The sequence below is a fragment of the Chitinophaga jiangningensis genome (genome assembly GCF_900142605.1).
GTDB lineage: Bacteria > Bacteroidota > Bacteroidia > Chitinophagales > Chitinophagaceae > Chitinophaga > Chitinophaga jiangningensis.
Map to the genome: position 1 here is coordinate 320,418 of NZ_FRBL01000008.1, position 25,928 is coordinate 346,345.

Consider the following 25,928-nt stretch of genomic DNA (forward strand, 5'->3'; position numbering starts at 1 on the left):
AAATTCGGTCGAAAAATAAGCAAAAAAATTTAGCGCAGCCCTTTGTAGAACAGTTCGCAAAAGGCAGCAATGGTATCAGCAGGTTCCAGGTCGGTACCATGGAGAATGATTTCACGGTTGATGCCCCTGAGAGATGAAAGGAAAATAAGGATGGCCTGGTCCATTTCGGTTTTGTTTAGTGCCCGCAGCTCCCGGCGGTGAATAGCCCCGGAAAGCAGCTGCTGCATCACCGTTTTTTCCTTGATGAGATATTGGTGGTGATTGGCTTTTTTAATATCGATATACTTGGAAAGCGTTTCGGAATCCATACCGGTTTCCGTCACCTTGTACAGCGCTTTCCGCTTGCGGCTCATTTCATACTTTACCATGGCAAACGCCAGCAGCTGCTCCGGCAACGTATCCTTGCTGCTTATTGCTTTGATGGTCATCAGTACAATGTCGTTGATCTCCACTTCCAGGGCTGCATTAAAAATCTCCTCCTTGCTTTTGAAGTAGTAGTACATGGTACTTTTGCCCATGCCGGCCACCCTGGCTATCTCTTCCATGGTAACAGCACCCATTCCGGATTGATGGAACAGCTGCTGCGCAGTTTGTATGATGATATCTCTTTTACCGGATGACATACATCGAAGGTAAGTATATTTTGGACTAAATTTCGACTTTGGTCCAAAATTTCTCTAAGTGATCAGTAAGCCTGCTTTTAGCTAAAAATCAGACGAGTGCAGTTTTGATAATTTCGTTCACGGGCAAAATGTCCTCATCCTCCTTCTGCCGGCTCCTTTCCGAGTGTTTACGGTTAATCACCGGGCCTACATTCTTCAACAGCTCAAATACATTCTGCTCATGATCTTCAAAAATCAGGTGCCTGGTAAGGAACTGCGTGATCAGTTCCAGCTGCTCCCCACTTAATTCCAGGCTGGTGTTTTGAAGATGTTGAGCGATCGCGGCTTCGATTTCCGCCTGCTCCTCCACATTACCCACGGTAAGGGGCAGCAACAGCAAAAACAACAGCGACTCGTTATGGGCGGCTTTTGCGGTGATAGCTTTTAGCTCCTCCCAACTGAAGAGCGACAGGTGAAAGTGACCGCCGGTATTACCAAGGTAGGTATCATTAAAGAAGTACACGGTTTCATGCGGGCGGAATTCAGCATACAGGGTTACCTCTTCGTTGAGGGGGTGTATAAAGGTGTAGCCGGTCCAGGGCTCCTCCTCTTCAGTGCCGGTAAGGCCGTTGAGCCACTCGCCGGACGGCATTTCAAAATGATCAAACAGGTAATCAGACAGCATAATTTCCAGGTCATCGCTAGAGGCAAAAGGGAACTGGGTCAGCAAAAAGAGGCAGAAGTTACGGTTAGATAAGGTTAATTCCATTGTTAGCAGGTAGTGATAGTAGTTATTTTGATCCCGGCGCATCCATAGGACACGGCTTTTTTGCTGCGCCGGATTTATATCTCCCTGCAAAGATAATACTTAGCTGGCTACAATAATACAAGATAGCCGCATTAACCTGGCGATTAATGCGGCTATCGGATGTATATCTGATGATCGATAACCCACACGTATAAACGAACACAGATTGATAGCTTAAAATGCGATTCTATACTTTTTTCCCGCCTGGGTCTCTATCTCTTTCTGCCTGCCCGCATTTTTAACGATCAGCTTGCCGCCATTACGGGAAAATATTTCCGCCGCTTTCAACTGGCCCTCCTGCCAACGCATACTTACTTCAAATCCGCCTCTGGCACACAATCCTTTCACATCCCCGTTAGCCCATTCCTTTGGCAGCGCAGGCAGCAGCTCTACAAATCCCTGATGACTCTGCAGCAGCATCTCGGCAATGCCGGCGCCACCACCAAAGTTGCCATCAATCTGGAATGGCGGATGGGCGCAAAACAGGTTGGTATAGGTACCTCCACCGCTCATACGTATGCCCGATTCATTGCCAATAAAGCGCAGGAGTTTCTTTAACGCATCATAGGCCTTGTCCCCGTTTTGGAGTCGCGCCCACAAATTGATACGCCAGGTGATAGCCCAGCCGGTACCATCATTGGTGCGTATTTCCAGCGATTTGCGCACTGCATCTGCCAGTGCAGGCGTGCCCGTAGCCGTAATACTATTTCCCGGGTAGGCAGCAAATAAATGCGACAGATGGCGATGACGCGGATCTTCATCTTCCCAATCATAATACCATTCCTGCAGGTTACCTTTTTTACCTACCTGGTAAGGATAGAGTTTGTCGAGCGCCGTTTGCACCTGCTGCTGCATGGTGCCCTGCAACTTCATAACTTTAGATAATTGCAGGTAATCGGTAAACAGCTGCCTGATCATCGCTAAATCAGCAGTAGTACCATAGGCCACCGCACCCTTATAACCGGTAGCCGGAATGATATAAATATTTTCCGGTGAAGTGGCAGGAGCGGTCACCAGGTGGCCTTTCTTATCGTCCACGAGGAAGTCGAGGCAAAACTGCACCGCGCCTTCCATAACACGCAGCGCCTTGCTGGCCAGGAATTGTTTATCACCGGTAAACGCGTAATGCTCAGCCAGGTGTGTACTTAACCACACCCCGCCCATGGGCCAGCTGGCCCAGTTAGCAGCTCCTTCGCCAAACGCACCTACGGGATTGGTCATCGCCCAGATATCCGTATTGTGATTACATACCCAACCTTTGCAATTATAGTAATCCTTTGCGGTAACGGCACCGCTGCGTTGGAGTTGCTCCACCAGGTGAAGCAATGGCTCATGAAACTCCGACAGGTTACCGGTTTCAACACCCCAGTAATTCATTTCCGCATTGATGTTGGTCGTGAAATTACTGCTCCACGGCGCACGCAGCTCTTCGTTCCAGATGCCCTGCAAATTAGCAGCAATACCACCGGGCCTGGAAGAACTGATCATCAGGTAGCGACTATATTGGTAATACAGCGCAATTAAACCATTGTCCGTATGGCCCTGGGAAAAACGTTGCAGTCGCTCGGCAGTGGTGAGATGCGTAAGGTTACTATCTCCCAAATGAAAAGAAACCCGGTCAAAATACTTCCTGAAATCAGCCTGGTGGCGGTTATTCAGCTGATCGTAGTTACTGCCTGCGGCCTTTGTTAAATAAGCGCCGGCAATTTGCATTTCATTTTTCCCCTGCGTGCCGGGGTTTTTATCGATGCCATTGTAGCTGGTGGCCATTGACACCAGTAACACCACTTCCTTCGCATGGCTGATATGCAGGGTACTATCTCTCCACTCCTGCTTTCCATCTGATTTCAATACCTGCATTTTTGCCACAAAACGCATGGCATTGGCCGTATCCTGGATGATAGGATTGGATGACTTACGGTAGTTAGGCTCCACGTGCACGGGACTAAAACCTTTCATGGTAAGTGCGTTATTACCTGCGGCCGCGTGGTGTATCAGCAAACTGTTAAACCTGCAATCCAGTTCCAGCTTATCCTTTCCGGTGGCGCTAAGTTTGATCACCATCACCTGGTCAGGATAGGAAACAAAATATTCACGTTTGTATTGTGTGCCGTTGATATCGTAACTAACGGTGCTGACTGCACGCTGTATATCCAGGCTTCGTTTGTAATTGGTTACATCACTGCCATGCTTAAAGTCCAGCAGCAGGTTGCCCAAAGGCATATACGATTCCGAATACTTTCCCTGCATGAACTTCATGAGGGAGTCCGCCTGGCGGTAGTTTTCCTGGAAAAGCGCCTCCCTAACGGGCTGCAGGTAGTTTTTGGCATTGGGATTCATATGCGCATCCACCGGGCCACCGGACCACAAAGTTTCTTCATTGAGCGAGAGCCGGTCGGAGGTAATACCGCCATACACCATGGCTCCTATCCGGCCATTGCCGATGGGCAATGCTTCTTCGAAATGAGTAGCAGGTGTTTTATACCAGAGTTGCAAACCCTGGTTATTTTGCGCCACCCCGGCAATTGGCAATGCCAACAACAACAAGTATTTTAACATAGTACACATGGAATTTTGTTATAGCAACATTTCATTGTTCACGCTATAATTTCGTACAAAGTAAACAGAAGGAATTATTTATGCAAACGGCGGGTCGGAATTGTATAACAGAAAGTCTTATTAATAACATTACCACCTGTTTCAACCGGTTGCAGGCGGCCGTCGCAATCGACCCTGAATTAGTCGTGGTTCCCCCGCATTGTTTAGCCTGCTTCCTGTTAACTTTGAATCATCAGAAACTGAACGTATGAAAACGATTCACCATCCGGACGACAGATCCTCCCTGATCGCCCGTATTCATGCTTTACCGGAAACAAATCCTGGTCAATGGGGTAAAATGAATATGCATCAGATGATACAACATTGCATTCTCTGGGAGGACCTGATGCTCCGAAAAAAGGAATTCCGCCAGGTTTTTATTGGGAAGTTATTTGGCAAAATGGCGCTGCGGGCACTCACAAAAGATGATGCACCCATCAGGCGTAACGCTCCTACCGATCCGCATATGAAAATCACGGGTGTGGTTACGGAGCGCATCCCGGTATTAAAACAACAGTGGATTACCCTGCTGCAGGAACATGCACATTATCCTGAAACCGGCATCATGCACCCCTTTTTTGGAAAAATGACGGGCGCTGAAGTGGGCATATTGGTATACAAACATACTGATCATCACCTGCGGCAGTTTGGCGGGTAAACTATTTTTTTTAGGGAGAGATAAAATAACACAGGGAGCGGGCAAACGCCTGCTCCCTGTGGTTCCATTAAGCTGTTTTCACTATTTCACTGGCGGAAGGAATTTTTCCAGCTCTCCGGTTAAATGCTCCCCTCTTAAGTTACGGGCAAGTATTTTCCCATCCGGACTTATCAGCAGGTTCTGAGGAACGGCAGTTACGCCATAAGCTTGGGCCACGGGGTTGTTCCAACCCTGCAGGTTACTCACATGCACCCAGGGCATACCATCCTTTTCAATGGCGTTAATCCAGTTGGTTTTCTTATCGTCCAGGGATACACTGATGATGATGAAGTTCCTGTCTTTATAAGCATTCCAGGCTTTTACCACGTTCGGATTTTCAGCCCTGCAAGGACCACACCAGCTGGCCCAGAAGTCCAGAAATACGTACTTGCCCTTAAAATCGGACAAGTGCAGCAGTTGACCGCTGGTATCCGCCTGCGCAAAGTCAGGCGCTGTTTGTCCCACAGCAAGGCTTTTAGCCAGGGCGAGTTTAGCAGCGATTTTTTTCGCTTCAGGGATATTTCGGATGCTGCTATCCAGGGACAGGAACATGGGTTCGAAGGATTTCACATGAATGATAGAGGATCGCTCTTTTACCACATCCCAGCTAAGCCATGATTTAGGATGACTCATTACAAAATCATCCGTAATTTTCCTTCGCTTTTCTGCCAACGGTGCCATAGCAGCAGATAAAGCAGCATCGCCGGTGGTATCTTTTGTTTCGAAATGCTTCAGGCGTTCCCGGATAATGGGCGCCAGTTGCGCTACCACTTCAGCTTCCAGCCTGCCTAATTCCAATAATTCACTTTGGGTTTTACCACCTGTAATGGTAGCCGGTTTTATGGAATCCTTTCCTTTGATACGAATGATGGCACCACCATCGATAAAGAATTCTTTTTCATCCCTGGCCAGGTATTTATTAAAATCGAAGGGCCCAGGATTCAATTCTTTTATTTCGATGCTGGCTTTTACCGGATGCTGTACTGTTCCGGCAAATTGAAATTTACCGTTGCGGACCAAAGCTGAATCGTGTACCTTCTTTTCTCCGTCATAATATTGCAGGAATGCTTTCCGTTCTTCTTTCAGGCCGGGGAAACTTCCCTTGATTGTAAAGGACTGCTGGGCCATGGCCACAGCACTGGTGAGCAGCAAACCTGTGCTCAGTATTACTTTTATTTTATTCATGGGTAAATGTTATTTATGGGTTATTGGTCATGCCAGGATTCAGGTCCATTGTAAGCCGGCTATAGCGGATGGTAAATCGTTCCTGCTTCAGCGTTAGTTCCTGCGGCGCACCAGTGGCCGGATAAATCCGGTGTGTATAAACTTTTTGGCTGAATAGCGGGTCTACTGACATGCGGCGCATATCAAACCAGCGACTCCCTGTCATCGCAAATTCGCGCACTCTTTCACCATTGATCACGTAGTCGATCAGCTGCGCCTGCGTCATACCGGCAGGTACCACTGCTACGGCAGCCGGCATACGGCGGGCGCGCAGCATTTCCAGGTCGGCCCGCGCACCATCCGGGTCGTTAGCCCGGGCTTTACATTCAGCACGCATCAATATCATATCAGGTAAAGTGATGCCGGTATTTACCGCTATACCGGGCATGCCTATACGGCGTAATACTCCTGGAACACCGTAGGCCCCACCGCTGAAAGGTGCTGCCGTAAAGAGTTTAAGGCGCAGGTCCTGGTTGTGATACAGTGCACGTGTTTCCGGCGTGATAACCAGTTCACTATTGGTAAACGCCCAATAATTCACGGTATTCTTTACAAATACATATTCTGTTATAGCATCCGGCGCCGGTGACGCCGGCCCCAAAGCGCCTATCGGCAGAAATACACCACCCGTTGCGAACTCTACATTGTAATCGTATAGCCGTACAGGTATACTGGCCCCCTGCAGGTGTGTAAACGCATTATTCAGTTGCTCCAGCGCTTCCGGAAATCGGCCCATTGTCAGGTACACCTTGCCCAGCAAGGCTTCCCCGGCAGTTTTGGACATACGCATACGCCAGTATACTTTTTCCGGCAGGTCAGGCAGGGCGGTTTGCAGGTCGTGCAGTACCAGATCGTATACTTCCTGTACGGTGGCGCGGGTAAATTGCCGCTGGGTAACGTCCGACTGCGTACTGATCGGGCAACCCGGATCAGTGGCAGCGGTAGCCGGATGATAAGGTTTACCGAAATAGTTAACCATCATAAAATAGCACCAGGCGCGGCCCACCAGCGCTTCGGCCTTCAGCCCGCGCTTCTGCTGCTCCGTACCGTTGGTACTGCTCATCACTTCATTGATCACTTTGTTGTACACATACACCTGCTTCATGAAATCAATGACTTCCGGATTGTTTTCATTGGGTTCGTAGATATCGTCTGCCCATTTGAATAAACGCTGCGTTCGTAGCGGAGCGCCGCTAAGCCAGGGTTCCACTGCCGCCACCTCGTCCCCCATGGGTATTTGTGTGTCCGCGGTTACATTGAGCAGATCCAGGTTGTTCAGTAACAGGTTATAGTCGTCCGTTTTTTTGGCGATGAGTTTACCCTTTGGTTCCACCTCCAGGAAATCTTTATTACACGCAGCCAGCATCGTTACACTCAGCAATCCCGCTAACCAGATTGTATACTTCATGATTGTTTGGTTTAAAAGTTAGAAAGACACATGTGCACCTAATGTGAAGGTTCCCTGGTTCACCGGTATCGCGCGGATACCGCCGGCTACCGTACCTCCCAGGGCATTCATAAACTCCGGATCGATATTATATTGATTTGCTTTCCATAGCATCATATTGGAAACCTGGAAGCGGAAGGTGATCGCCTGTGCTTTTAAACGCTGTACCATCGCCGATGGCAGGGAATAGAACAGGGAGATATCACGGAATTTCATGTACGAGGCACTCACCACATTGGTATTAGCCGCCGTGTAATATTCCACATCCCTTTCCGAGGTACTGACAGATGGATTGGCGATATATTTCGGAATATTGGTAAACGCTTCGTCGCCGGGCTTTTTCCAGCGATCGGCAAATTCGGCATTTGGATTACCACTGGTAAACGAGCTACCGCTGGACGGAATGAGCCGGCCGCCACTGTAGTTCCCATTCACATCTCTGCGCATTACTGCTCCCAGGTTGTAAATAATATTTGCCGACAATGACAGGCTGCGGTAGGTAAAGGTATTACTGAAACCGCCTGACCAGGGCGACTGTGCGGTGCCCATCAGCAGGATGTCCGCAGGTTTGGCGATGTTGCGGTCCGCCGTAACTTTACCACCGGCGTTAATCTGCGGGTTACCCTGACTATTGAGTCCTGCGTAATCATAGGCAAACACCGGTACTGCCGGATAGCCTTCCACAAAGCGTTGTGTAAGCAACTGTCTTCCGGTGTTGATTGGCGTAGCCATGTTCAGCTTTGTGATACGGTTACGGTTATATCCCATGGTGAAAATGGTCGTCCAGCTGAAATCCTTTGTGCTTACATTTCGTGATTGCAAACTCACCTCCACTCCTTTATTTACTATATCTCCGAGGTTACCTGTTACTGCGGCATAGCCAGTAAACGGATTCAGTGCCATGTTACCAATCAAATTGGTGGTTGCCCGCTGATACACGTCCACCGCACCTTTCAGGCGATCATGAAGGATAGAGAAGTCCACCCCGATATTGGTAGTAGCGGTACTTTCCCAGGTGAGCCGGTTATTGGCAGGTGAGGCGATGTATAGCCCCTGGTTATTATAAAAGTAGCCATTAGTGCGTGGTGCCAGGATATCAAAACTGGCTGCGGTGCCGGGGTTAGGGCTGTTGCCTGTGATGCCGTAGGTGACGCGCAGGGCCAGGAATTGCAGCCAGGAAATATTTTGCAGGAAGTTTTCGCTGCTGGCTGTCCACTTACCACCCACACTCCATACCGGCCTGTTTTGGGCTGATTTATCGCGACCGAACAAATTGCTCTCATCTATACGCCAGCTGGCATTGAGGGCGTATTTGAGTAGCCAGGTATAGGCAGCATTGGCATAGTAAGAAGTGGCGCGTGCCTTTATTTCTGTTTGTGCAAATACGCTGTCGCTGTTGAGAATACTACGGTTCAGGCTATTGGGCAGCACCGGGTTGGCAATGCCGGGGTTGGCGAGGGACTTATAATCCACCACACCGGCGGTTTGCAGTAACGGATCGTAGCCACGTGCCAGGTTACTGTTATAGTTTGTTAGCTGTTCGGTAGCTTCCTGGCCTGCCAGGAACGTCAACTGATGCTTACGCTGCTGCCAGGCCTGGTCATAGATCAGCTGATTGCGCACCGTCCAGTTGGTTTGCAGCGTATTGGCCACGGAGTAGCGGCCACCGGAGGATGGCAGGTAGTACACCGGTTTGCCACCCGGTACTGCCACCGTAAACTGCACCAGCTCCTCCCGTACGCGGTAGGCTTGTTCACTGTCATAAGACGTAGTCCTATTGCTGCCCTTGAGGTAACCATACACACCTTCGTAACGGAGCCCTTTGAGGAGCTGCACTGTAAGTCCGCCCGTTACACGCGCCAGCAGGGCGTTGCTATTGGTTTGCCCGTAATCAACTTCGTCCAGTGGTATGTAGTTCAGGCTCACACCGCTCTGCCGTTCCAGGGCCATACGGGTGGAATCCTGCAGTCGTATGAATGAAGCTGTACTTAGGTGATTACCATTTGCATCCTGGAACAGCTGATAAGGCAGCATCATGCTGTTGACATTGATATTGCGGGGCGAGTAGGTTTGGGTGTTGGTAAGATCCGTGATCAGATATGCTTTGATGTATTTGTTGAACTGTAAATCCTGCCGGAGGTTTAGTTTGAAGGAATTATTTTTTTCACCCGGGCGACTGGAGTGCACGCCGGTATAGGCCATAGAGCCATAGAAGCCGTAGTTAGCCGTGCCACCGCGTACGGACAGTGTGTGGTTGGTAAGCGCTGCATTGCGGTACCAGAGGTCACTGATCTGATCCAGGTTATTGATGCCGGCCAGGCTATCCAGCTGGCTTTTAGCCTGTGCAGCGGTAATGAGGCCACGGTACTGGTTGTACAGGATCATTTCGTGCGGTGGTACACCTGTTAGGGTGGTGGGGCTCACCACGCTGCTCCATTTGTTGCTGGCTAAGTCAGGCGAAAAAATAGCGGTGGCTTCGTCAATAAACTGGCGGCTGTTGAGTACCGGCATATTTTTCAGGTCCGGCTTTCCCTGCAGGTTTACGAATCCGTCGTACTCTAATGATAAGCGGTTGGACTGTTTTCCCTTTTTTGTGGTGATCACAATCACACCGTTGGAAGCACGGGCACCCCAGATGGAAGCGGCGGTAGCATCTTTCAAAACAGTAATATCCTCCACATCCTGTGGATTGATGGCATTAATATCATTCATGGGAATACCATCCACCACCAGCAATGGGCCATGGCTGGTGTTATCCGAGATGGATGCCAGGCCACGAATCAGGATACTATTCCCGCTTACCGGACTGGGGGCGTTGTTGATCGTCAGGCCGGGCACCAGGCCTTCTATCCGTTGCACGATGTTCATGCTGCCTGAACGGTTTTTGAAAATCGCATCATCAGGTTTTGAGAAGCTACCGGTAGTCCGTTCTTTGGAGATCACCTGATAGCCGGTGGATACGATGTTAGCGGTGGCTAAATTTGTTACGGAAGATGTCAGCGTCACTACGAGCGGCGCCGCGGAGCGGATTACCAACAGCTGTGGCAGGTGGCCCACGCAGCTCACTTCCACCTCGTCACCGGCAGTAATACCTTTGAGTTGAAACCGGCCATCCGCCTCGGAAATAGTCTGGATGTTTTTTCTCCTTACCCTCAAACTTACACCGGGTATAGTCATACCGGTACTATCCTGCACCCTGCCGGTGATGATCCATTGCTCCTCCTGCTGCCCTGCAGCAGGCGCTGTTTTAGGACGAATAATGACACGATTGCCCGTGATCTGATAGGTTAATGGTTGGCCATCCAGACATTTGTTTAACACCTCGGCTAACGTTGCATCTTTGAGTTGCAGCGTAACTGGCCTCAGGTGCTTCAGTGCTGCTTCGCTGTAAATAATGCTGATGCCTGTTTGCCTTAAAATCTCTGTAAACACTTCCTGTAACGGCTTCTCCCTGACGGAAAGAGAAATGCGTTGTGCAGTGGCGCCTGCAGCGCCAAGCTGCAGGCAGCAGGTCAACAGAACGACTGCACCAATTTTTAATAGTTGGTTTTTGATGTGCTTCATTTCCTGGGTGGATGTTTTACTATGGTTGACTGGTTGATAAAACAAATACTGTATCGCCTGCTATCCGGAACCTGTTTGGACCGCTTGCTTCCAGCATGGCTAAAACATCGGCCAGTTGCTGGTTGCGGCCTATACCACCGCCATAGCGACTATTAACTGCTGTTGTTTGATATACTATCCTAACGTTGTACCAGCGGGCAATTTCCCGAAGAATGGTGGGCAAATCGGTGTCGGTAAATTCGAACATCCCATTTTTCCAGGCGGTGGCTTTACGTATATCCGCCGGTCGGACATAGATATTTTCATTAGCCATATCCGTTACGGCCTGCTGCCCGGGAGCCAGCGTCACGTTTGCTTTTCCGGCAGTTACCCGTACTTTACCCGATGCCAGCGTGGTGAGTATATTGGCTTCATCCGTATAGGCGTTTACGTTAAATCCGGTTCCTAATACTTCTATCATGGTTTGGTTGACGAATACCTTAAACGGATGTCTGGCATCCTGCGCTACTTCGAAATAGGCTTCACCGCGGAGCTTTACCACACGTTCGTAACCAGTAAAGGCGGTTGGAAACACCAGCGACGAAGCGGAGTTGAGCCATACTTTGGTACCATCCGGCAAGCGCAGTTCAAACTGGCTGCCGCCCGGTGTGGAGAGTTCATTCATTACTGCTTTGCTGGCAGCGGTGCTGCTGTAATCCAGTGTTTTACCAGACTTGGTTACCACTGCGCCTTCCTGGTTCGTGATCGCACCATCCATGGCTGCGTCCAGTTCTACCCTGTCGCCATCCGCGAGGGTAAGCGTAGCGCGGCCATTCCCGGTAGATACCGCTGTAATGGGCTTTACAGGGTGGTTCGCCGTGCGATAGTGAACGATCATGGTTGCACATAGCAGCAATAGCACAGCCGCGGCGGCGCGCCATATATATGACATCCTTATACGTGGTTGTTTTTCTTTGATGCCAAGCTTGGTAAATATGGCGGTGGTGGCGGCAGCGGTATCCACTTCATCGAACTGCCGCAGCTGCGCTGCAAGCCAATTTGTGTTTTGTAACTGCTCCATCAGTTGCTGATTGGAGGCGGATTCCCCTAACCAGCGATGCCACAATTCCTGTTCTTCCGGCGTAGTTGGCCGGCCTTCCCTGATTTTGGCGGCTATCCTTGCCAGGTCCATCGCCTGCTCTTCTCTAATGCTCATAGTTATGCGCTTTCCAGGGATCATCCCCATAAGAAACACCGCCGTATGGAAAAAGTACCATCGGCATCTAAAAAAAATTTAAACAGGGAAATTAAAAAGGAAGTAATAGTCGGAGCAGTAACTGCAATACCTTCGGATCATGGCCGAATTTCTTACGCAGCAGCTCAAAGGCTTTGTATTTCTGGTTTTTCACTGTCTGTAACTGTAGCTTCAGCTTATCAGCAATTTCCTGTAAGGAAAGGCCCTCCTCTACACTGAGGTAAAAAATTTCCTTCATGCGTGCAGGCATCAATGCCACTTCCTGGTAAATCAATGCCAGGGTTTCGGCTTCCACTAACTGCCGCTGTCCATCATTATCCATCTCGTTGGCCGCTACGGCATGATTGCGTAAAAGCTCCCGTTCCCTGCTGCGATTGGCATTCAGGCAGGCATTACGGGTGGTAATAAAAAGAAATTTACGTAAGGCCGGCATGGAGTCGAAACGGCCCTGGTAGCGCCACAGCGCGATGAATGATTCCTGTGCGATATCCTGTACCTGCGCCTGCTGGGATAACAGTCCACTGGCATAATGACAAACCACAGGAAAATACAGCTTCACCAGTTCGGCAAAAGCATCATTGTTCTGTAGTGTCAATTCGCGGAGCAGCCACTCCTCTTTATGCGTGGTGAATAACGACAAGTAATGGTATGGATTGTTTCCGCAATAATAGTAAAAAAAGTAAAGGGGTAGAAGATTTTGGCGAAGGCTACAGTTTATGAAATGCCTAAACGAAAAAAACCTGCGCCAAAGCACAGGTTCTTTTCTGCATTTATCAAACTTAAATAATCCTTATTCAATACCCCAGCGCTTATTCGGCTTGCTGCCCATTTCAAGTTCCAACGTTCCGCCGCTCATCAACTGATCATGTGTAAACCAGGGAGTGTTTATTGTTACGCCATTGAGTCTGGCCGACTGTATATATTTATTCACTTCCGAGCAATTATTTGCTATCACAGTAAAGTCTTTCCCATTTTTTAAATGTACCCTTACTTTAGAAAATACCGGGCTACCGATGGTATACACCGGATCTCCCGGCGTTACGGGGTAAAAGCCTATGGAGGAAAACACGACAAAGGCCGACATACCGCCACCGTCTTCATCACCGGGAATACCGAAGATATTATCGTCAAACCAGGTTTTTAACAGCAGGCGTATACGTTGCTGCGTTTTCCAGGGCGATTTCGTATAGTTGTACAGGTAAGGAATGAAAAAGCTCGGTTCGTTGCCCATGGAGTACTGCCCAACCAGGCCCGTAGCATCCGGGAACTTCGCCCAGAACTCATAGCGGGAACGCCCTAAGCCCTCCCGGAACAGCTGATCCAGGCGGTTCTCAAAACCTTCTTTCCCTTTCATGAGCTTAATTAATCCGGGAATATCCTGCTGTACCTGCCACATATATGTCCAGCCATTGTTTTCATCGTAGTACTCACGGCCGCCCATGCCACCGTCGAACACGGGATCAATGGGAATCCAGTTGCCGGCACTGTCCTTAGGCAGGAAAAACTGGCGGTCGGCATTCCAGAGATGATGATAATTCTGCCCTCTGGCCGTAAATAATTTTGCATCCGCCGCCTTGCCGAGGTCTGCTGCCAGCTGGCCCACCGCCCAGTCGTCGTAGGCGCCGCCCAGCGTTACCGCTACTGCCTGGCGCTTTTCAAAGCTGTGTACCTGCGGTACCGGGTCTTTTTCGCCCGGCTTCAAGGCAGGAAAGTAGCCTTTGGTATGGTAAAAATCATCCAGCTCCGTCTTAGGACCGTTGCGCCATGGCAACATGGTAGCGCTGGTCGCATTTTTCCGCATACCGGCATAGGCTTTGGCTACGTCAAAATTACGGAGCCCTTTGCGGTAAGCATCCAGGAACATTACAGAAGAGTGAAAGCCGTTCATGCACGCGTGATCGCCGTATACGACGGGGAAAGTAGGCATCCAGCCGCTCTGTTCGTACATGCGAACGTACGACTGCAACATGTCCTCTTCTCTCTCCGGTAATAAAATACTACGCAGGGGATGCAGGGCCAGGTAAGTATCCCATACCCAGTCATCCACATAAAACGGACGATCATCCGTATGTACTTTATTATCGTATCCGCTGTAATACTTGCCGTTTTCAGTAATATTCACCATGCGCTCATAGCAACGGTACAACGCAGTATAAAAACTGCGGCGCTGCGCCGGTGTACCACCTTCTACCGCAATTTGTCCGATTACCTCCTGCCAGGCCTGCCTTGCATTGGCAGCCACCATCTCAAAGGTTTGCCCGCCGCCAAGCTCCAACTCAAAATTCTGCTTTGCCTGCGCCTCGCTGATAAACGAAACGGCATAGCGGAGGGTCACTTCACTTTTATCAAATGATGCCCATGCCTTGCCTTCTAACTCCCTCAGCGTAGTGGCGTCACCGTTAGCCCACCCGCCGGAGGTTGCCGGCTGGTTAAAACGACCGTACACATAAACGGGTATATCCTTTAACCCATCCTCTGCCGTAAATACCTGCATACCCGCTATGGTACTGTCATTATCGAACCGCCACCAGTTGCGTGCACGGTCATACGTGTTAAATAGCAAACGCTTTGCACCCTGTGCCGGAAAACTAAAGCGATAGTACCCCACTTTCCTGCCCGGTGTATATTCCACGGTGACATCCTTTTCCACCAGATTAGTGTAATAATGCCAGGGAGCACGCTCTTCGGCTCCCTGGTCATATGACAAACGGGCTTTCCAGGATGACTCACTCAAATGTTCATCTGTATTAGGCTGCATGGCAAATAACTGCCCCAGCCTGTGCGACACCAACAACAACGGAAAACTGCTGATCTGATCATCCAGGTAGTCCTTTCGTACAGGCGTCATACGCATCATTTCATTCGGCAGCTGCATAGTAGGCCTGGTGGGCTCCAGCAAAGTACCTACGCCGCCTATTTCCGGGCGTATGTAGTCCAACACATCATCGGTTTGCTGCTGCGCCATAGCTATGCCACTGATCAGCACCGCCGCGCAGGACAATATTATTTGCTTATTCATCATCTGTATATTAGTTAAACTACTTACCCGTGGTCTGCTTCACCAGCTGGATAGTACCATCAGGATTGTAGTACAGTTTATCCACGCAAATGCTACGGAGCCAGTCGTGGCCGGACAGCGAACTGTTATGATAAAATGCATACCACTGGCCCTTGTACTCCACTATGGAGCCATGGTTGGTATAGCTGTCGGTCGATTCCATATATACCCCTTTGTATTCCCATGGTCCCAGCGGACTATTGCTCGTCGCATAACACATGCGGTTATGTTTGCCGTCCTTATCGTAATTATCTGAATAAGAGAGATAGTAGATGCCGTTACGCTTGTGTACCCAGCTGGCTTCGTGGAAATCTACTAAACCTTCCATGGGTTTCAGCTCCCCGTCTATGGCCACCATATTATCTTTCAGCTTACCGCCCATGCACCGGCCACCGCCGCCATAATAGAAGTACACCTGACCATCGGTATCTGTAAACACGCAGGGATCAATCATGGATTCCAGCCCTTCAATATACCCCTGCACCTTAAAATCGCTGGCTGGCTTGGTGCTGGTAGCTACACCTATTTTCCAGGTCTTATTCCATTCGGTGCCACTGGGATGCGGGAAGTAGTAATAGTACACGCCATTCTTATATGCACAGTCGGGCGCCCACATAAAACCGCCTTCCTTACGCCCCCAAGGCACCTGGCTGGAATTCAGTATCTCCCCGTGATCTTTCCAATGCACCATATCATCGGTGGAATACACATGATAGCGGTCCATCAGGTCGCAGCCCTTCGGCGGCGCCACATCATGAGAAGGGTAAACATACAGTCTGCCATCCGCCCATACATGCGCAGATGGATCAGCGGTATAAATATCTGTAACAAACGGATTTTTCTGTGCCTGGCAATCGTTGGCTATAAGCGCTGCCGCAAGCGTAAGCATAGAAACGGCTAGAAACATTTTTTTCATCAGCAACTTTTAATATCTAATTGGGCTAAATAATATCTTAAAGATTTGGAGAGAGGCAGACGCCTCCCTCCCACGTTATGAAGAACCATCAAGGGACATCTACCTTGACTATTTCTGAGTAGTTAAATTTTTTATTGCTATCATCTACGCGAACGCCTACACGGGCATAAAACGTGCGACCACTTAGCAGATTAGGCACTGTAATGGTATAGGTAGTCTTGGCCATATCATCACTGTAGTTGGCATTGATACCTAAAATATTCGGGCCCGTGTATACGTCATAGATGGTAGCACCGCTGCCAACAAACTGCGTATTGTTGATAAAAGGCTGTACATCCAGCACGCGCGGCAGGCCTTCCGTTTTAGGTGCAAACAGGTTAAACGTCATCTGTAACGTAGTGCCGGTGAGCTTCCACGTGAAGTTTTTAATCTCCATGTAAGGCGTCACTGTGAAGTCTTTGGTGGTATTACCACTGATATCTATTTCCGTCGTATCCACCGGCCAGAAAGCGCCGTTGCGGGGGATCACGCGGTAATGACCACTAAAGATGCGGGTATCTTTGAAGCTGCCGTCCGGCTTAGCCGGGATGTTATAAGGCACCGGCGTGCTGCTCCAGCTGAGTTCATCCAGCTGAATCTGAAATCCTCCGGTTTCGGTGAGCAGGTTTTTACCGGTCACACTGTTAATCAGATTACCTGAGAAGGTGGCGTCTGGCCCTGCATAGTTGTCCTTTTTGGAGCAGGACGTGGCCATACATATTGTGGCTGCCACCAGCAGGCTATTTATTAATTTCTTCATAATACTAAAGTTTAAAAATTAGTAACCCGGGTTATTAGGATAGAGGTTAGGGTTCTTACCTAATTCACCGCCAGGCAGTGGTTCGTAATACCATTTCTTTTCAAAGAAAAAGCTACGGTGTCCCATCTCTTCCTGCTTCAGCATAATGTATTTGTTCTCATTCTCTATCCAATAAGGGTAGATGCCATAGAAGCGGGTGTTATCCAGCACCTTGTCCGCAATACGCCATCTCCGGAGATCCCACCAGTGGTGGTGCTCGAAGGCCAGCTCCTTCATACGCTCGGTACGAACGGTGTCGATGGTGATATTACCGGTAGCCAGCGCTGCACCTGCCCTGTCGCGCAACTGATTAATTACATTCAGCGCATCCGCTGTTTTATCCGCTGTGCCCAGTTCCATGGCAGCTTCAGCGCGGTTCAGCAATACTTCCGCATAGCGCATGTCAATCCAGGTTTGTACGCTCTGGTATAATCCGCAGGTCGACTGATCCGCCTTATAGTTAATATACTTTCTAACGTATAAGCCTGTACGCGTACGGTTATCATTGCCGGCGGTGGCGTACATCCCGGCCAGTCCCATTACGCGGCGCCCGTTATACAATTGATTAATGTCTCCCGATACTACCAGATTATCCGGCTGATCCCAGCTGGAAGTATTGTTGTTTGCCAGCTCTTCTGCGGCAGTACCATTAAATTTCTTGTAAATACCACGCTGCACATCAAACTCTTTACCACGGAGCGTTGCACCGGGGAAATAGATGCTGGCCAGCAAACGTGGTTCCAGTCCCTGTTTCAGCTCGGAACGATCGTTAAAGCGTTTAGGCGTTCCATCAGGATTGGTAATGGGTAATGGCCCGGTAAATTTTTCCACGAGGTCGAGGGTAGGATAACAGGCAGCATCTCCATCTGCCGTCATATACCTGCAGGTCATGGTAGCATCCCAGCTGTGCGCGGTACCGGTGGACATAGAATAATCCTTCACGTACATATTTTCAGGACTGCTCTGGTCCAGGAACAGGTCCACATAGTTCTGCTCCTTGTTGTCACTTTTGCGGTACAGGCTGTAATGGCCTTCCACCAGCTTTGCAGCATCATAGGCGGCCTGGAAATAGCGGGTAGCCTGATCCGCAGGGATACCTGCCAGCCCTTTCTGTCGTGCATCACCATCTACATAGTTAGTAGCGCCGTATTTAGCAATAGTACCGGCATACAGCATGGCGCGCGACTTATACCCTGCGGCCACATATTTGTTAGCTCTTGCCCTGATATTAGCATCACCCATCAGGGAGATGGCACTGTCGAGGTCGGAGGCAATGAAATCGTAGACTTCCTGCTCTTTATTCCGCGGCACACTCAGGTCTTCGATGCTCTGCTCCGGGTAGCTTTGCAGGGACCTCACAATCGGCACACCACCGTAACGCTTTACCAGCGCAAAATAGAAGTAGGCGCGACAGAAATACGCTTCCCCTAGGAACTGGTTGTATTTATCCGGCGTAAAGGCCTTTGCATATTTCGGGAAGTTCACGATCATATAGTTGATCGTACGGATCTTGTCGTAAGGCCAGAAGCCGAAGCCCTGTGCGGCATCGCCCACATTGTAACGGCCTACCATTTCACCGGTGAGGTTTCCGGGCTGCATGAAGTTCTGCCACCTCTCTCCATCACCATTCATAAAACCTCTTTCAGGCCGGTAGATGAAATCTTCGATGGGCATGGTGCCGTATATGCTTGCCAGGTAGGAGTTCACACCGGTTTCATTGGTGAAAATATCCTGGTCTTTGATGATATTGAGTGGTGCTACATCCAGCTTGTTACAAGCCCCGAAGGCCAGTCCAACCAGTATAAGCACCAGATATTTTGCTTTCATGTCGAAAAAGTTTAGAATGATACAGAAGCACCTACACTATAAGTCCTGTTTTGTGGGTACAGATAACCCGCCTGACCATAGTCCCAGTTTTGACTACCGCCTGCCTTACCCGGATGCTCGGGATCTGAATATTTCAAACCAGTGATGGTAGCCAGGTTGTAGGCGTTACCATAAATACGCAGGTTTTGTATACCTACTCTTTTCAGGACGTTGTGCGGCAGGTTGTAACCAATTTCAAGTGATTTTACGCGCATGTAACTGGCGTTCTGTACGGCTTTGCTGCCTTGTGCAATCGGACGTCCGGTTACGGGATAGTTACCTGCCACCCATGTTGTTTTAGGATCAAATACATTGGCTTTAGGGTCCACCGGATGCCACCTGTCGAGGAACTGCACCAGCGCACTGCGACCAAAAGTTAACGGTTGCGCATACTGCTCATCATACTCCACATGGAAGTTGGCAGCCCCCTGTAACAATACATTCAGATCAAATCCTTTCCAGCTGGCGCCAAGGGTCATACCGAAGTTTACCATCGGCTTATCACGGATAGCGATAGGCACCTGGTCTTTATCATCGATCACGCCATCCTGGTTGATATCCTGGTAGTAGTAATCGCCTGGCAAAGTAGCCTGGTTACCGCCACCGGTATTGATACCATAGTTATATATCTGATCATAGCTGCTGAACTGGCCACCATACAGCGGTCCCCACCACATGTTGGCGATACGGTTGTTCAGATTATTTTTATAATTCAGGTAAGAGTTGCCCTGGCGGGTTTGCTCCACATACATATTTTTGAATCGGGTGAACGACACGTTACCGGATATATTATACTGCACACCTGCTACCTGGCTTCTGTGCCCCAACACAATTTCAAAGCTGGTATTCTGATCGCTGTTGAGGTTTTCCAATGGCAGCGGCAAGCCTACGGTACCAGGCACCTGCGCACTTTTAGCAGCCGGCAGCCCTTCCCTGTTTCTAACGAAATAGTCCACAGAACCGGACAGCAAACCATTCCACAGGTCCATATCCAATCCTACGTTAAAAGTTTTAGATTTCAGCCAGGTGAAGTTCTGGTTGGTAACACCCTGTGAGTTAATACCATTTACATAAGTACCACCCAGGATGGCACCCTGGCCAGGATAGTTATAACCCGCTACCCACTGGTAGTTTACGTTGGCATCATCGCCAAGTAAGCCATAAGAACCGCGGACCTTCAGGTTAGAGAGAATGCGCGGATCGATGATGCGCTGCACAAAAGGTTCTTCGCTGATACGCCATGCTGCCAACGCCGCGGGGAACAGGCCCCATCTGGCGGTAGGACTAAAACGGCTGCTACCATCATTACGCATCGTTACTTCCAGGATGTATCTGCCCAGGTAATCATATCCTACCCTGCCGATCAAACTTTTCATCACGGTTTCGTAGAGGCCATTGCCATCCATGGTCCCGCGCTGATCTGCGTTATCGCCGGCAAACAAATACGGAATACCTAAGGAGTAGTTACGCTGAGCCTGGAAGTTATCACCACGCTGGTGGTTTTCTTCGTACAGGACCATTGCGTTTACGTTATGGCGCTTGGCAAACGTACGCTTGTAATTCAGCGACAACTGCATCACTGTGGTAGTGGAGGTATAGTAACCACGGTTTACCCATGACGGTGAGTTCACGGTTGACGGGATGTAGAGGTCATTCTGGGCATCATACAGGTAGAGGTTATACGTTTTTTTACCGGTGGTATTATCCGCCATGCCCATACCATAGTTGTATACGCCTCTGGCGTATAATCCTTCTATGCCGGGGATATCATATTCCAGGTAAGCCTGGCCCTGGAAGTTTTTATTTTTATAGGTGCTGTTACCTACCAGGTTGTTATCGATCAGTGCTACCGGGTTACCATTTTCGTCTGTCACACCGGGATATTGCGGATTATTATTGGCGTAGATAGGTAAGGTAGGCTGATAGTTCATGGCATACTTCAGAATTTCCCACACGGATCTGCCCTGCGGGGTATTCTTATTATCTACATAACCAGATACATTCACGCCACCGCGCAAACGTTTGGTGAGGGTAACGTCCACGTTGGAGCGGAAGTTATACTTATCGTAGTTGATCGCATTGGTTTTGAAAATACTACCCTGATTGAGGTAACCGAAACCGAAATAGTAACGTACTTTATCGGTACCACCGTTTAACGACACATTGTGCTGCGTTTGCGGGGCCGACTTCCGGGTGATAGCGCCCATCCAGTCGGAGCTGGGTTTGTTGCCACTCAGGTATTCGTTGATGTTGGCATCCGAATAAGTGGGCGAGCGGAGTGCGAAGAAGTTGTTGAATCCGGAATAATCTCTTTCGTTGGTCAGCAGCATGAAGTCCACCGCATCTACGCCTTGTGGTACATTCAGGAATTGCTGCCAGCTTTGGTTAATAGAATAGTTGAGATTAAATTTTCCGTTGTCATTTTTTGCGCCGCGTTTGGTGGTGACTACGATTACACCATTGGCCGACTTCACCCCATAAATAGCAGCGGATGCATCTTTCAGGACGGAGAGGCTTTCGATTTCGTCCGGGTTCATACGACTGAGATCACCGGAGCTGCGCGGAATACCATCGATGATAATCAATGGCGTACCGCCCATACCGCGGATGTCGTACTGGGTATTAAACGATCCTGGTTCAGCGCTCAATTGCACGGTGCGTACGCCTGCTACTTTACCCGTGAGCATGTTCACCACGTTTTCGTTTTTGGTAACAGTGAGTTCCTTACCACTCAGGGTAGCCACAGCACCTGCTACGGTAGCCTTTTTCTGGTTACCGTAACCTACTACCACCACATCGTTAAGGCTGGAGTTGGATACCTGTAAAACCAGGTCGATGGTAGTACGGCCATTAATCAGTTGTGTTTCAGCTTTGTAACCTACAAACGATACGGTGATCTTTGTAGCCGCGGAATTTGCGTGTACGGTATACTCACCATTTTCGTTGGTGTAACCGCCGCCAAGGCGCTTGCTGTCGCTTTCCAACACTACGTTGGCTCCAAACACAGGCGCCCCTTTTTCATCTGTTACCCGCCCCTTCACGGACACCTGCTGGGCCATCATGTATAGGGGAAGAAGGCAGAGTAACAATAAGTAATAGACTTTTTTCATGTTTTAAATAGTTTAAAAAGCATTCAAACAGCGGGGATAGTGGAATCTGAATAATGGAATTAAGGTGACATAATTGTTGTCGTGGAAAATGTTGATTTTGGTTTGTCCGGCAGCTATCACCTGCCGATGTTGAATCATCATAACGTATTTCTGGTAACCTGAAATTTGTAAGTGCAAAAAACGATTCTGCCATTAACAAAGCGGTTAATCAGACATTAATAGCGCATTAATTTTCATTTTTTTTGATTTTTTATTTGCGTTTTGGTTGCTGCTCCGTGTAGCCGGGCTTCCCATGAAACCAGTTAGCAGCCTGCCCGGCGAGCCAGAGGTAATAGTCGCTGCCCAGCTCGTCCTCAATGCCTACAAACACGCCGCCGGGATGCAGTGGCAACTGGCTGGTGGTAGCACATTTAAATATGGAGGTGCCTTCATTCATTTCATCGAACATGGCGATGTAGAGCATTTCCGCTCCTGCTGCTTTGGCGCCGGCCACCTGCTGCCAGAAAAATGCACCTTTGTTGCGCGCAATGGTATGTGCATTTGGTCCGTTCATATTTCTCCAGGAAAATCCGGGGAAAGCCAGCGGTACATAGTCCACTTTATTCTCCTTGCACCATTCAATATCTTTTACAATCGTAGGGTGAAAGTCGGGATAAGCTGCCTGGTCGTACCTGCCCACCAACCAAGGGGCAACAATGTCCACCTGCTTCAGTAAATCATGCAGGGCTTCGTCGTGCAGGGCATCGGAGCCAAACTCTCTCCAATAGGTAGGCACTCCCAGCATTACACTGAAACCGCGTTGTTTGAGGCCCGCTACAATGGTAGCTGCTTCACCAAAGCCGTATTTCCGGTGATCGTTAAACCCCACCCCCCACACGGTTACCAGCGGTTTACCGTTATGGTGCAGGTAGGTAGGAGCTTTGTTGCCATCTTTTTCCAGGAGGCCATAGGTGGCAGCGAGGGTATCTATATCGCGCAGCAACAACTGCTCCTCACCCGGCTGCATACCGCTGAGGTCATACATGATGCAGATGGCGCGGTCATTTCGCTTTGCTGCTGCCATGGCATTGTTGAGTACCGTGTTAAAATGCCGCTGACCGCTGGGGTTTCTTATCTCCCCAACAAACCTTTGCATAAACACCCCATCAATGCCATAGTCTTTCATCCATTTAAAGTGGAGATCTACCGTGGATTGATCATAAGGGCTGAAAACCTTTGCCACGCTGCTGTCTGCATAGCGAAACGGGGTGGCATATTGTTTTTTATATTCCCGCATATCCGGCCATAGGTCTATTTCGCAGGAGCCGGGAGCAAAAGTACCACGGCGTTCGTAGTGATGCCATCCGCGGTTAGCCCCGTCAGTAGCGGTGTTGAACCAACCCTGGTAGCCCGCCATTACCAACCCTTTATAGGTGGGGTAATGGAACGGACTTTTCTGGGCATGTGCGTGGAATGTTAAAATGCAAACGGTCAAAAATATCAATGCCTTTTTCATATGCTGTTAGTTGACGTGGAATTGTCCTTTCAATCGGATATCTTCGGAGGAGCTGCCGGCCATTACCAGGAATTCACCCGGCTCAATGACGTGTTTCATCTCCCTGTTCCAGAGGCCGAGCGCTTCCAATGCGCTCAGGTGAAAAGTGAGCTGTTTACTTTCTCCCGGCTGTAGCGCCACTCTGCCGAAGGCTTTGAGCGCTTTCTCCGGAGTGGTCACGGTGGATACCACATCTCTCAGATAAATCTGTACTACTTCCTCTCCCGCCACTGTACCAGTATTCGTTACCGTTACCCTGATGGTGAAGCTGTCTTTCACCTGGGTGGTAGCCAGTTCGAGCTGATCATATTTAAAAGTGGTATAGCTGAGGCCGTGGCCAAATGGGAACAGCGGTGTGCTCTTTTCGTCCACGTAGCGGTGGTAGGAAGTGGGTTTGTGACTATAATAATATGGCAACTGTCCTTCGCTGCGGGGGAAGCTGACCGGCAGTTTACCACTAGGGTTGGTGATACCCAGCAGCACATCTGCGATGGCTTGTCCGCCCTTTTCACCGCCGAACCAGCCTTCTACGATGGCAGGAACCTGGGCGGCCACCGGATCGATGCAGAGGGCGCGCCCATTCAGCAGCACTGCTGCCAGCGGCTTGCCCGTGGCCGACAACTGCCTTACCAGTGTCAGCTGCGCCGTATCCAGTTGAAGGGCCGCACGGTCCTTACCTTCTCCTACTACCTGCAGGTCCTCTCCCAGTACCACTACTACGGCATCTGCCGCGTTGATGGCCGACTGATCAAAACCGGCAATGTACCTGATCTGCAGGCGATTGCCGGCTCTATTTGTCAGTCCCGACAGCAGCGAAATGGCGGTATCGGCTGTATTGGAATATCCTCCGAGGTAATTACTTTTTGCCAGAGCACCTACTACTACGAGGTTTCGTATATTCTTCAGCGGTAGTATATTGTTTTCATTTTTAAGCAGTACCACCCCTCTTTCGGCGGCGTTTAGCGCCAGCTGCTGATGGGCTGCACTGCGCGTTACTTTTGCCAGCAGGGTTGTATCTATATATGGATGATCGAATAATCCGAGCAGGAACTTTACCCGTAGCACTTCGGCCACGGCGGTATCCAGTTTGGCAGCTCCGAGTAGTTTCATTTTCAGGGCGGAGTCCAGCGCCTGTTCAAACTCGTCGTGACCAAAATCATAGAACTGCATGTTCAGGCCTGCGTTGATGGTTTGCGCCATGGCATCAGCCCGGGAAGCGGCGGTGCGGTGGTTTTCCAGTCCCATACGAACGGCGCCGAGGTCGCTCAGCACAAACCCTTTGAACCCATATTCCTTCCGCAGCACGTCTGTGAGCAGCCAGCGGTTAAACACCATTGGAAGTCCGTCTATTTCATGATAGGCAGCCATGATACCCAGGGCGCCGCCCTGCTTAACTGCCTTCTCAAAAGTAGGCAGGTGACTGCTCCTGATTTCGCGGACACCGATGTTTACAGGTCCCTGGTTGCTGCCGGCTTCCGGTATGGGGTGTACCACGTAGTGCTTGGGCTCACTCACCACTGCATCGTGGCGGCTCACATCCCCTCCCTGCAAGCCCTTCACCATTGCCAGCCCGATTTCCGAAACCAGGTAGGTATCTTCCCCGAACGTTTCTTCCTGGCGGCCCCAGCGTGGATCGCGGGATACGTCCAGCAGGGGTGCGAGAATCATAGCTGTACCGTTGGCGCGACTCTCCCGCGCAATAGCACGGCCTACCTGATACACCAGTGCCGTATCCCAGGTGGCAGCCAGTTGCAATGGCACCGGGAAGCTGGTACTGCCTTTACGGGAATAGCCATGCAAGCCTTCTTCAATAAACAATACGGGAATGCCTAAACGGGTTTTGGTGATGGCGTGGCGCTGCACCTCGTTGGACAAACTGGTATAAGCCGGATAAAAGTCGTGGAGGGAACCGAAGGAACCTTTGGCAAATGCTGCATTAATGAGTTTTTCATCCAATGTTAATGCCTCGTGTGTTTGTTCTGTCATGGGCGATACACTCCATCCCCGGTACATATCCAGCTGACGGATTTTTTCCAGTGTCGTCATTCTCGCTAACAGGTCTTTCACCCGGGTATCCACCGGTAAGGAAGCATTTTTGTAGGGAGGCTGCTGACAAAAAGCGGCGCTGGCAAACGTGGAATAAAATAAAGTAAGCAATAGTGGTTTTAACACCTTCATCGTTGACATAAAAATTATTACGGTTAATTGACTTTGGTCTAACGTGGTATGGTATGCAAAGAAACTCGCGGACCATTAACAAACCGTATAAAATCAGATTAATGAAGGCATTAATGGGAAAAAAAATGGTGAAATGCGATAAAAAAGGCAATACGGATGGTATTAGCTCACCGCGCGCAGCGCGGTAGACTGACCACCGGTACCGCAGGTACCGGTTAATATTTTTTTAATAAGGGTGGTGACATGACACCTTC

Annotated in this window: 16 protein-coding genes; 1 reads left to right on the forward strand and 15 read right to left on the reverse strand. The window is 49.6% G+C overall.

Going from position 1 to position 25,928, the window contains the following annotated elements; genetic code table 11:
* Positions 1 to 29 precede the first annotated feature (29 nt).
* From BUB18_RS21905 to BUB18_RS21915, 3 genes are all read right to left on the reverse strand, one after another.
* Complete coding sequence (locus BUB18_RS21905) at positions 30 to 623, reverse strand: TetR/AcrR family transcriptional regulator (protein WP_073085173.1); 594 nt, start codon at positions 621 to 623, stop codon at positions 30 to 32.
* A gap of 88 nt (positions 624 to 711) precedes the next feature.
* On the reverse strand, positions 712 to 1,371 hold the full coding sequence (locus tag BUB18_RS21910; RefSeq protein WP_178372179.1) for an Imm19 family immunity protein: 660 nt from the start codon (positions 1,369 to 1,371) through the stop codon (positions 712 to 714).
* A gap of 213 nt (positions 1,372 to 1,584) precedes the next feature.
* Complete coding sequence (locus BUB18_RS21915) at positions 1,585 to 3,969, reverse strand: glycoside hydrolase family 95 protein (protein WP_218588081.1); 2,385 nt, start codon at positions 3,967 to 3,969, stop codon at positions 1,585 to 1,587.
* Between the two features lie 247 nt (positions 3,970 to 4,216).
* Between BUB18_RS21915 and BUB18_RS21920 the strand changes: the two genes are divergently transcribed.
* Positions 4,217 to 4,666 carry a DinB family protein gene (locus tag BUB18_RS21920; protein ID WP_073085179.1) on the forward strand — a complete coding sequence of 150 codons (450 nt, stop codon included), beginning with the start codon at positions 4,217 to 4,219 and terminating at the stop codon, positions 4,664 to 4,666.
* An 81-nt stretch (positions 4,667 to 4,747) separates the two neighbouring features.
* On the opposite strand, the gene BUB18_RS21925 is transcribed toward BUB18_RS21920, so the two are convergent.
* The 12 genes from BUB18_RS21925 to BUB18_RS21980 form a co-directional block, all read right to left on the reverse strand.
* On the reverse strand, positions 4,748 to 5,890 hold the full coding sequence (locus BUB18_RS21925; protein ID WP_073085181.1) for a TlpA disulfide reductase family protein: 1,143 nt from the start codon (positions 5,888 to 5,890) through the stop codon (positions 4,748 to 4,750).
* Between the two features lie 13 nt (positions 5,891 to 5,903).
* Positions 5,904 to 7,337 carry a RagB/SusD family nutrient uptake outer membrane protein gene (locus BUB18_RS21930; RefSeq protein WP_073085183.1) on the reverse strand — a complete coding sequence of 478 codons (1,434 nt, stop codon included), beginning with the start codon at positions 7,335 to 7,337 and terminating at the stop codon, positions 5,904 to 5,906.
* An 18-nt stretch (positions 7,338 to 7,355) separates the two neighbouring features.
* Positions 7,356 to 10,940: a SusC/RagA family TonB-linked outer membrane protein gene (locus tag BUB18_RS21935; RefSeq protein ID WP_073085185.1), complete on the reverse strand. Its 3,585-nt coding sequence runs from the start codon at positions 10,938 to 10,940 to the stop codon at positions 7,356 to 7,358.
* A gap of 19 nt (positions 10,941 to 10,959) precedes the next feature.
* Positions 10,960 to 12,135, reverse strand: coding sequence for a FecR family protein (locus BUB18_RS21940; RefSeq protein ID WP_073085187.1), 1,176 nt, complete (start codon positions 12,133 to 12,135; stop codon positions 10,960 to 10,962).
* Positions 12,136 to 12,226: 91 nt separating this feature from the next.
* A complete protein-coding gene (locus BUB18_RS21945; protein ID WP_073085189.1) occupies positions 12,227 to 12,814 on the reverse strand; it encodes an RNA polymerase sigma factor in 588 nt (195 codons plus the stop codon).
* A gap of 150 nt (positions 12,815 to 12,964) precedes the next feature.
* On the reverse strand, positions 12,965 to 15,196 hold the full coding sequence (locus tag BUB18_RS21950; RefSeq protein WP_143160044.1) for a GH92 family glycosyl hydrolase: 2,232 nt from the start codon (positions 15,194 to 15,196) through the stop codon (positions 12,965 to 12,967).
* A gap of 16 nt (positions 15,197 to 15,212) precedes the next feature.
* A complete protein-coding gene (locus BUB18_RS21955) occupies positions 15,213 to 16,148 on the reverse strand; it encodes a family 43 glycosylhydrolase (protein WP_083550518.1) in 936 nt (311 codons plus the stop codon).
* Between the two features lie 88 nt (positions 16,149 to 16,236).
* Positions 16,237 to 16,947, reverse strand: coding sequence for a DUF3823 domain-containing protein (locus BUB18_RS21960; RefSeq protein WP_073085191.1), 711 nt, complete (start codon positions 16,945 to 16,947; stop codon positions 16,237 to 16,239).
* Between the two features lie 18 nt (positions 16,948 to 16,965).
* Positions 16,966 to 18,813: a RagB/SusD family nutrient uptake outer membrane protein gene (locus BUB18_RS21965; protein WP_073085193.1), complete on the reverse strand. Its 1,848-nt coding sequence runs from the start codon at positions 18,811 to 18,813 to the stop codon at positions 16,966 to 16,968.
* A gap of 11 nt (positions 18,814 to 18,824) precedes the next feature.
* Positions 18,825 to 21,962: a SusC/RagA family TonB-linked outer membrane protein gene (locus BUB18_RS21970; RefSeq protein WP_073085195.1), complete on the reverse strand. Its 3,138-nt coding sequence runs from the start codon at positions 21,960 to 21,962 to the stop codon at positions 18,825 to 18,827.
* Positions 21,963 to 22,212: 250 nt separating this feature from the next.
* Positions 22,213 to 23,457, reverse strand: a complete 1,245-nt coding sequence (locus tag BUB18_RS21975; RefSeq protein ID WP_073085197.1) for a glycoside hydrolase family 99 protein — start codon at positions 23,455 to 23,457, stop codon at positions 22,213 to 22,215.
* A 6-nt stretch (positions 23,458 to 23,463) separates the two neighbouring features.
* Positions 23,464 to 25,683 (reverse strand): glycoside hydrolase family 3 N-terminal domain-containing protein, encoded by a 2,220-nt coding sequence (locus BUB18_RS21980; RefSeq protein ID WP_083550522.1) that lies wholly within the window; start codon positions 25,681 to 25,683, stop codon positions 23,464 to 23,466.
* Positions 25,684 to 25,928: the final 245 nt, after the last annotated feature.

Coding starts and splice junctions, on each gene's coding strand:
- BUB18_RS21905 (WP_073085173.1), bottom strand. CDS start 623: ATGTCATCCGGTAAAAGAGATATCATCATACAAACTGCGCAGCAGCTG.
- BUB18_RS21910 (WP_178372179.1), bottom strand. CDS start 1,371: ATGGAATTAACCTTATCTAACCGTAACTTCTGCCTCTTTTTGCTGACC.
- BUB18_RS21915 (WP_218588081.1), bottom strand. CDS start 3,969: ATGTTAAAATACTTGTTGTTGTTGGCATTGCCAATTGCCGGGGTGGCG.
- BUB18_RS21920 (WP_073085179.1), top strand. CDS start 4,217: ATGAAAACGATTCACCATCCGGACGACAGATCCTCCCTGATCGCCCGT.
- BUB18_RS21925 (WP_073085181.1), bottom strand. CDS start 5,890: ATGAATAAAATAAAAGTAATACTGAGCACAGGTTTGCTGCTCACCAGT.
- BUB18_RS21930 (WP_073085183.1), bottom strand. CDS start 7,337: ATGAAGTATACAATCTGGTTAGCGGGATTGCTGAGTGTAACGATGCTG.
- BUB18_RS21935 (WP_073085185.1), bottom strand. CDS start 10,940: ATGAAGCACATCAAAAACCAACTATTAAAAATTGGTGCAGTCGTTCTG.
- BUB18_RS21940 (WP_073085187.1), bottom strand. CDS start 12,135: ATGAGCATTAGAGAAGAGCAGGCGATGGACCTGGCAAGGATAGCCGCC.
- BUB18_RS21950 (WP_143160044.1), bottom strand. CDS start 15,196: ATGATGAATAAGCAAATAATATTGTCCTGCGCGGCGGTGCTGATCAGT.
- BUB18_RS21955 (WP_083550518.1), bottom strand. CDS start 16,148: ATGAAAAAAATGTTTCTAGCCGTTTCTATGCTTACGCTTGCGGCAGCG.
- BUB18_RS21960 (WP_073085191.1), bottom strand. CDS start 16,947: ATGAAGAAATTAATAAATAGCCTGCTGGTGGCAGCCACAATATGTATG.
- BUB18_RS21965 (WP_073085193.1), bottom strand. CDS start 18,813: ATGAAAGCAAAATATCTGGTGCTTATACTGGTTGGACTGGCCTTCGGG.
- BUB18_RS21970 (WP_073085195.1), bottom strand. CDS start 21,962: ATGAAAAAAGTCTATTACTTATTGTTACTCTGCCTTCTTCCCCTATAC.
- BUB18_RS21975 (WP_073085197.1), bottom strand. CDS start 23,457: ATGAAAAAGGCATTGATATTTTTGACCGTTTGCATTTTAACATTCCAC.
- BUB18_RS21980 (WP_083550522.1), bottom strand. CDS start 25,683: ATGTCAACGATGAAGGTGTTAAAACCACTATTGCTTACTTTATTTTAT.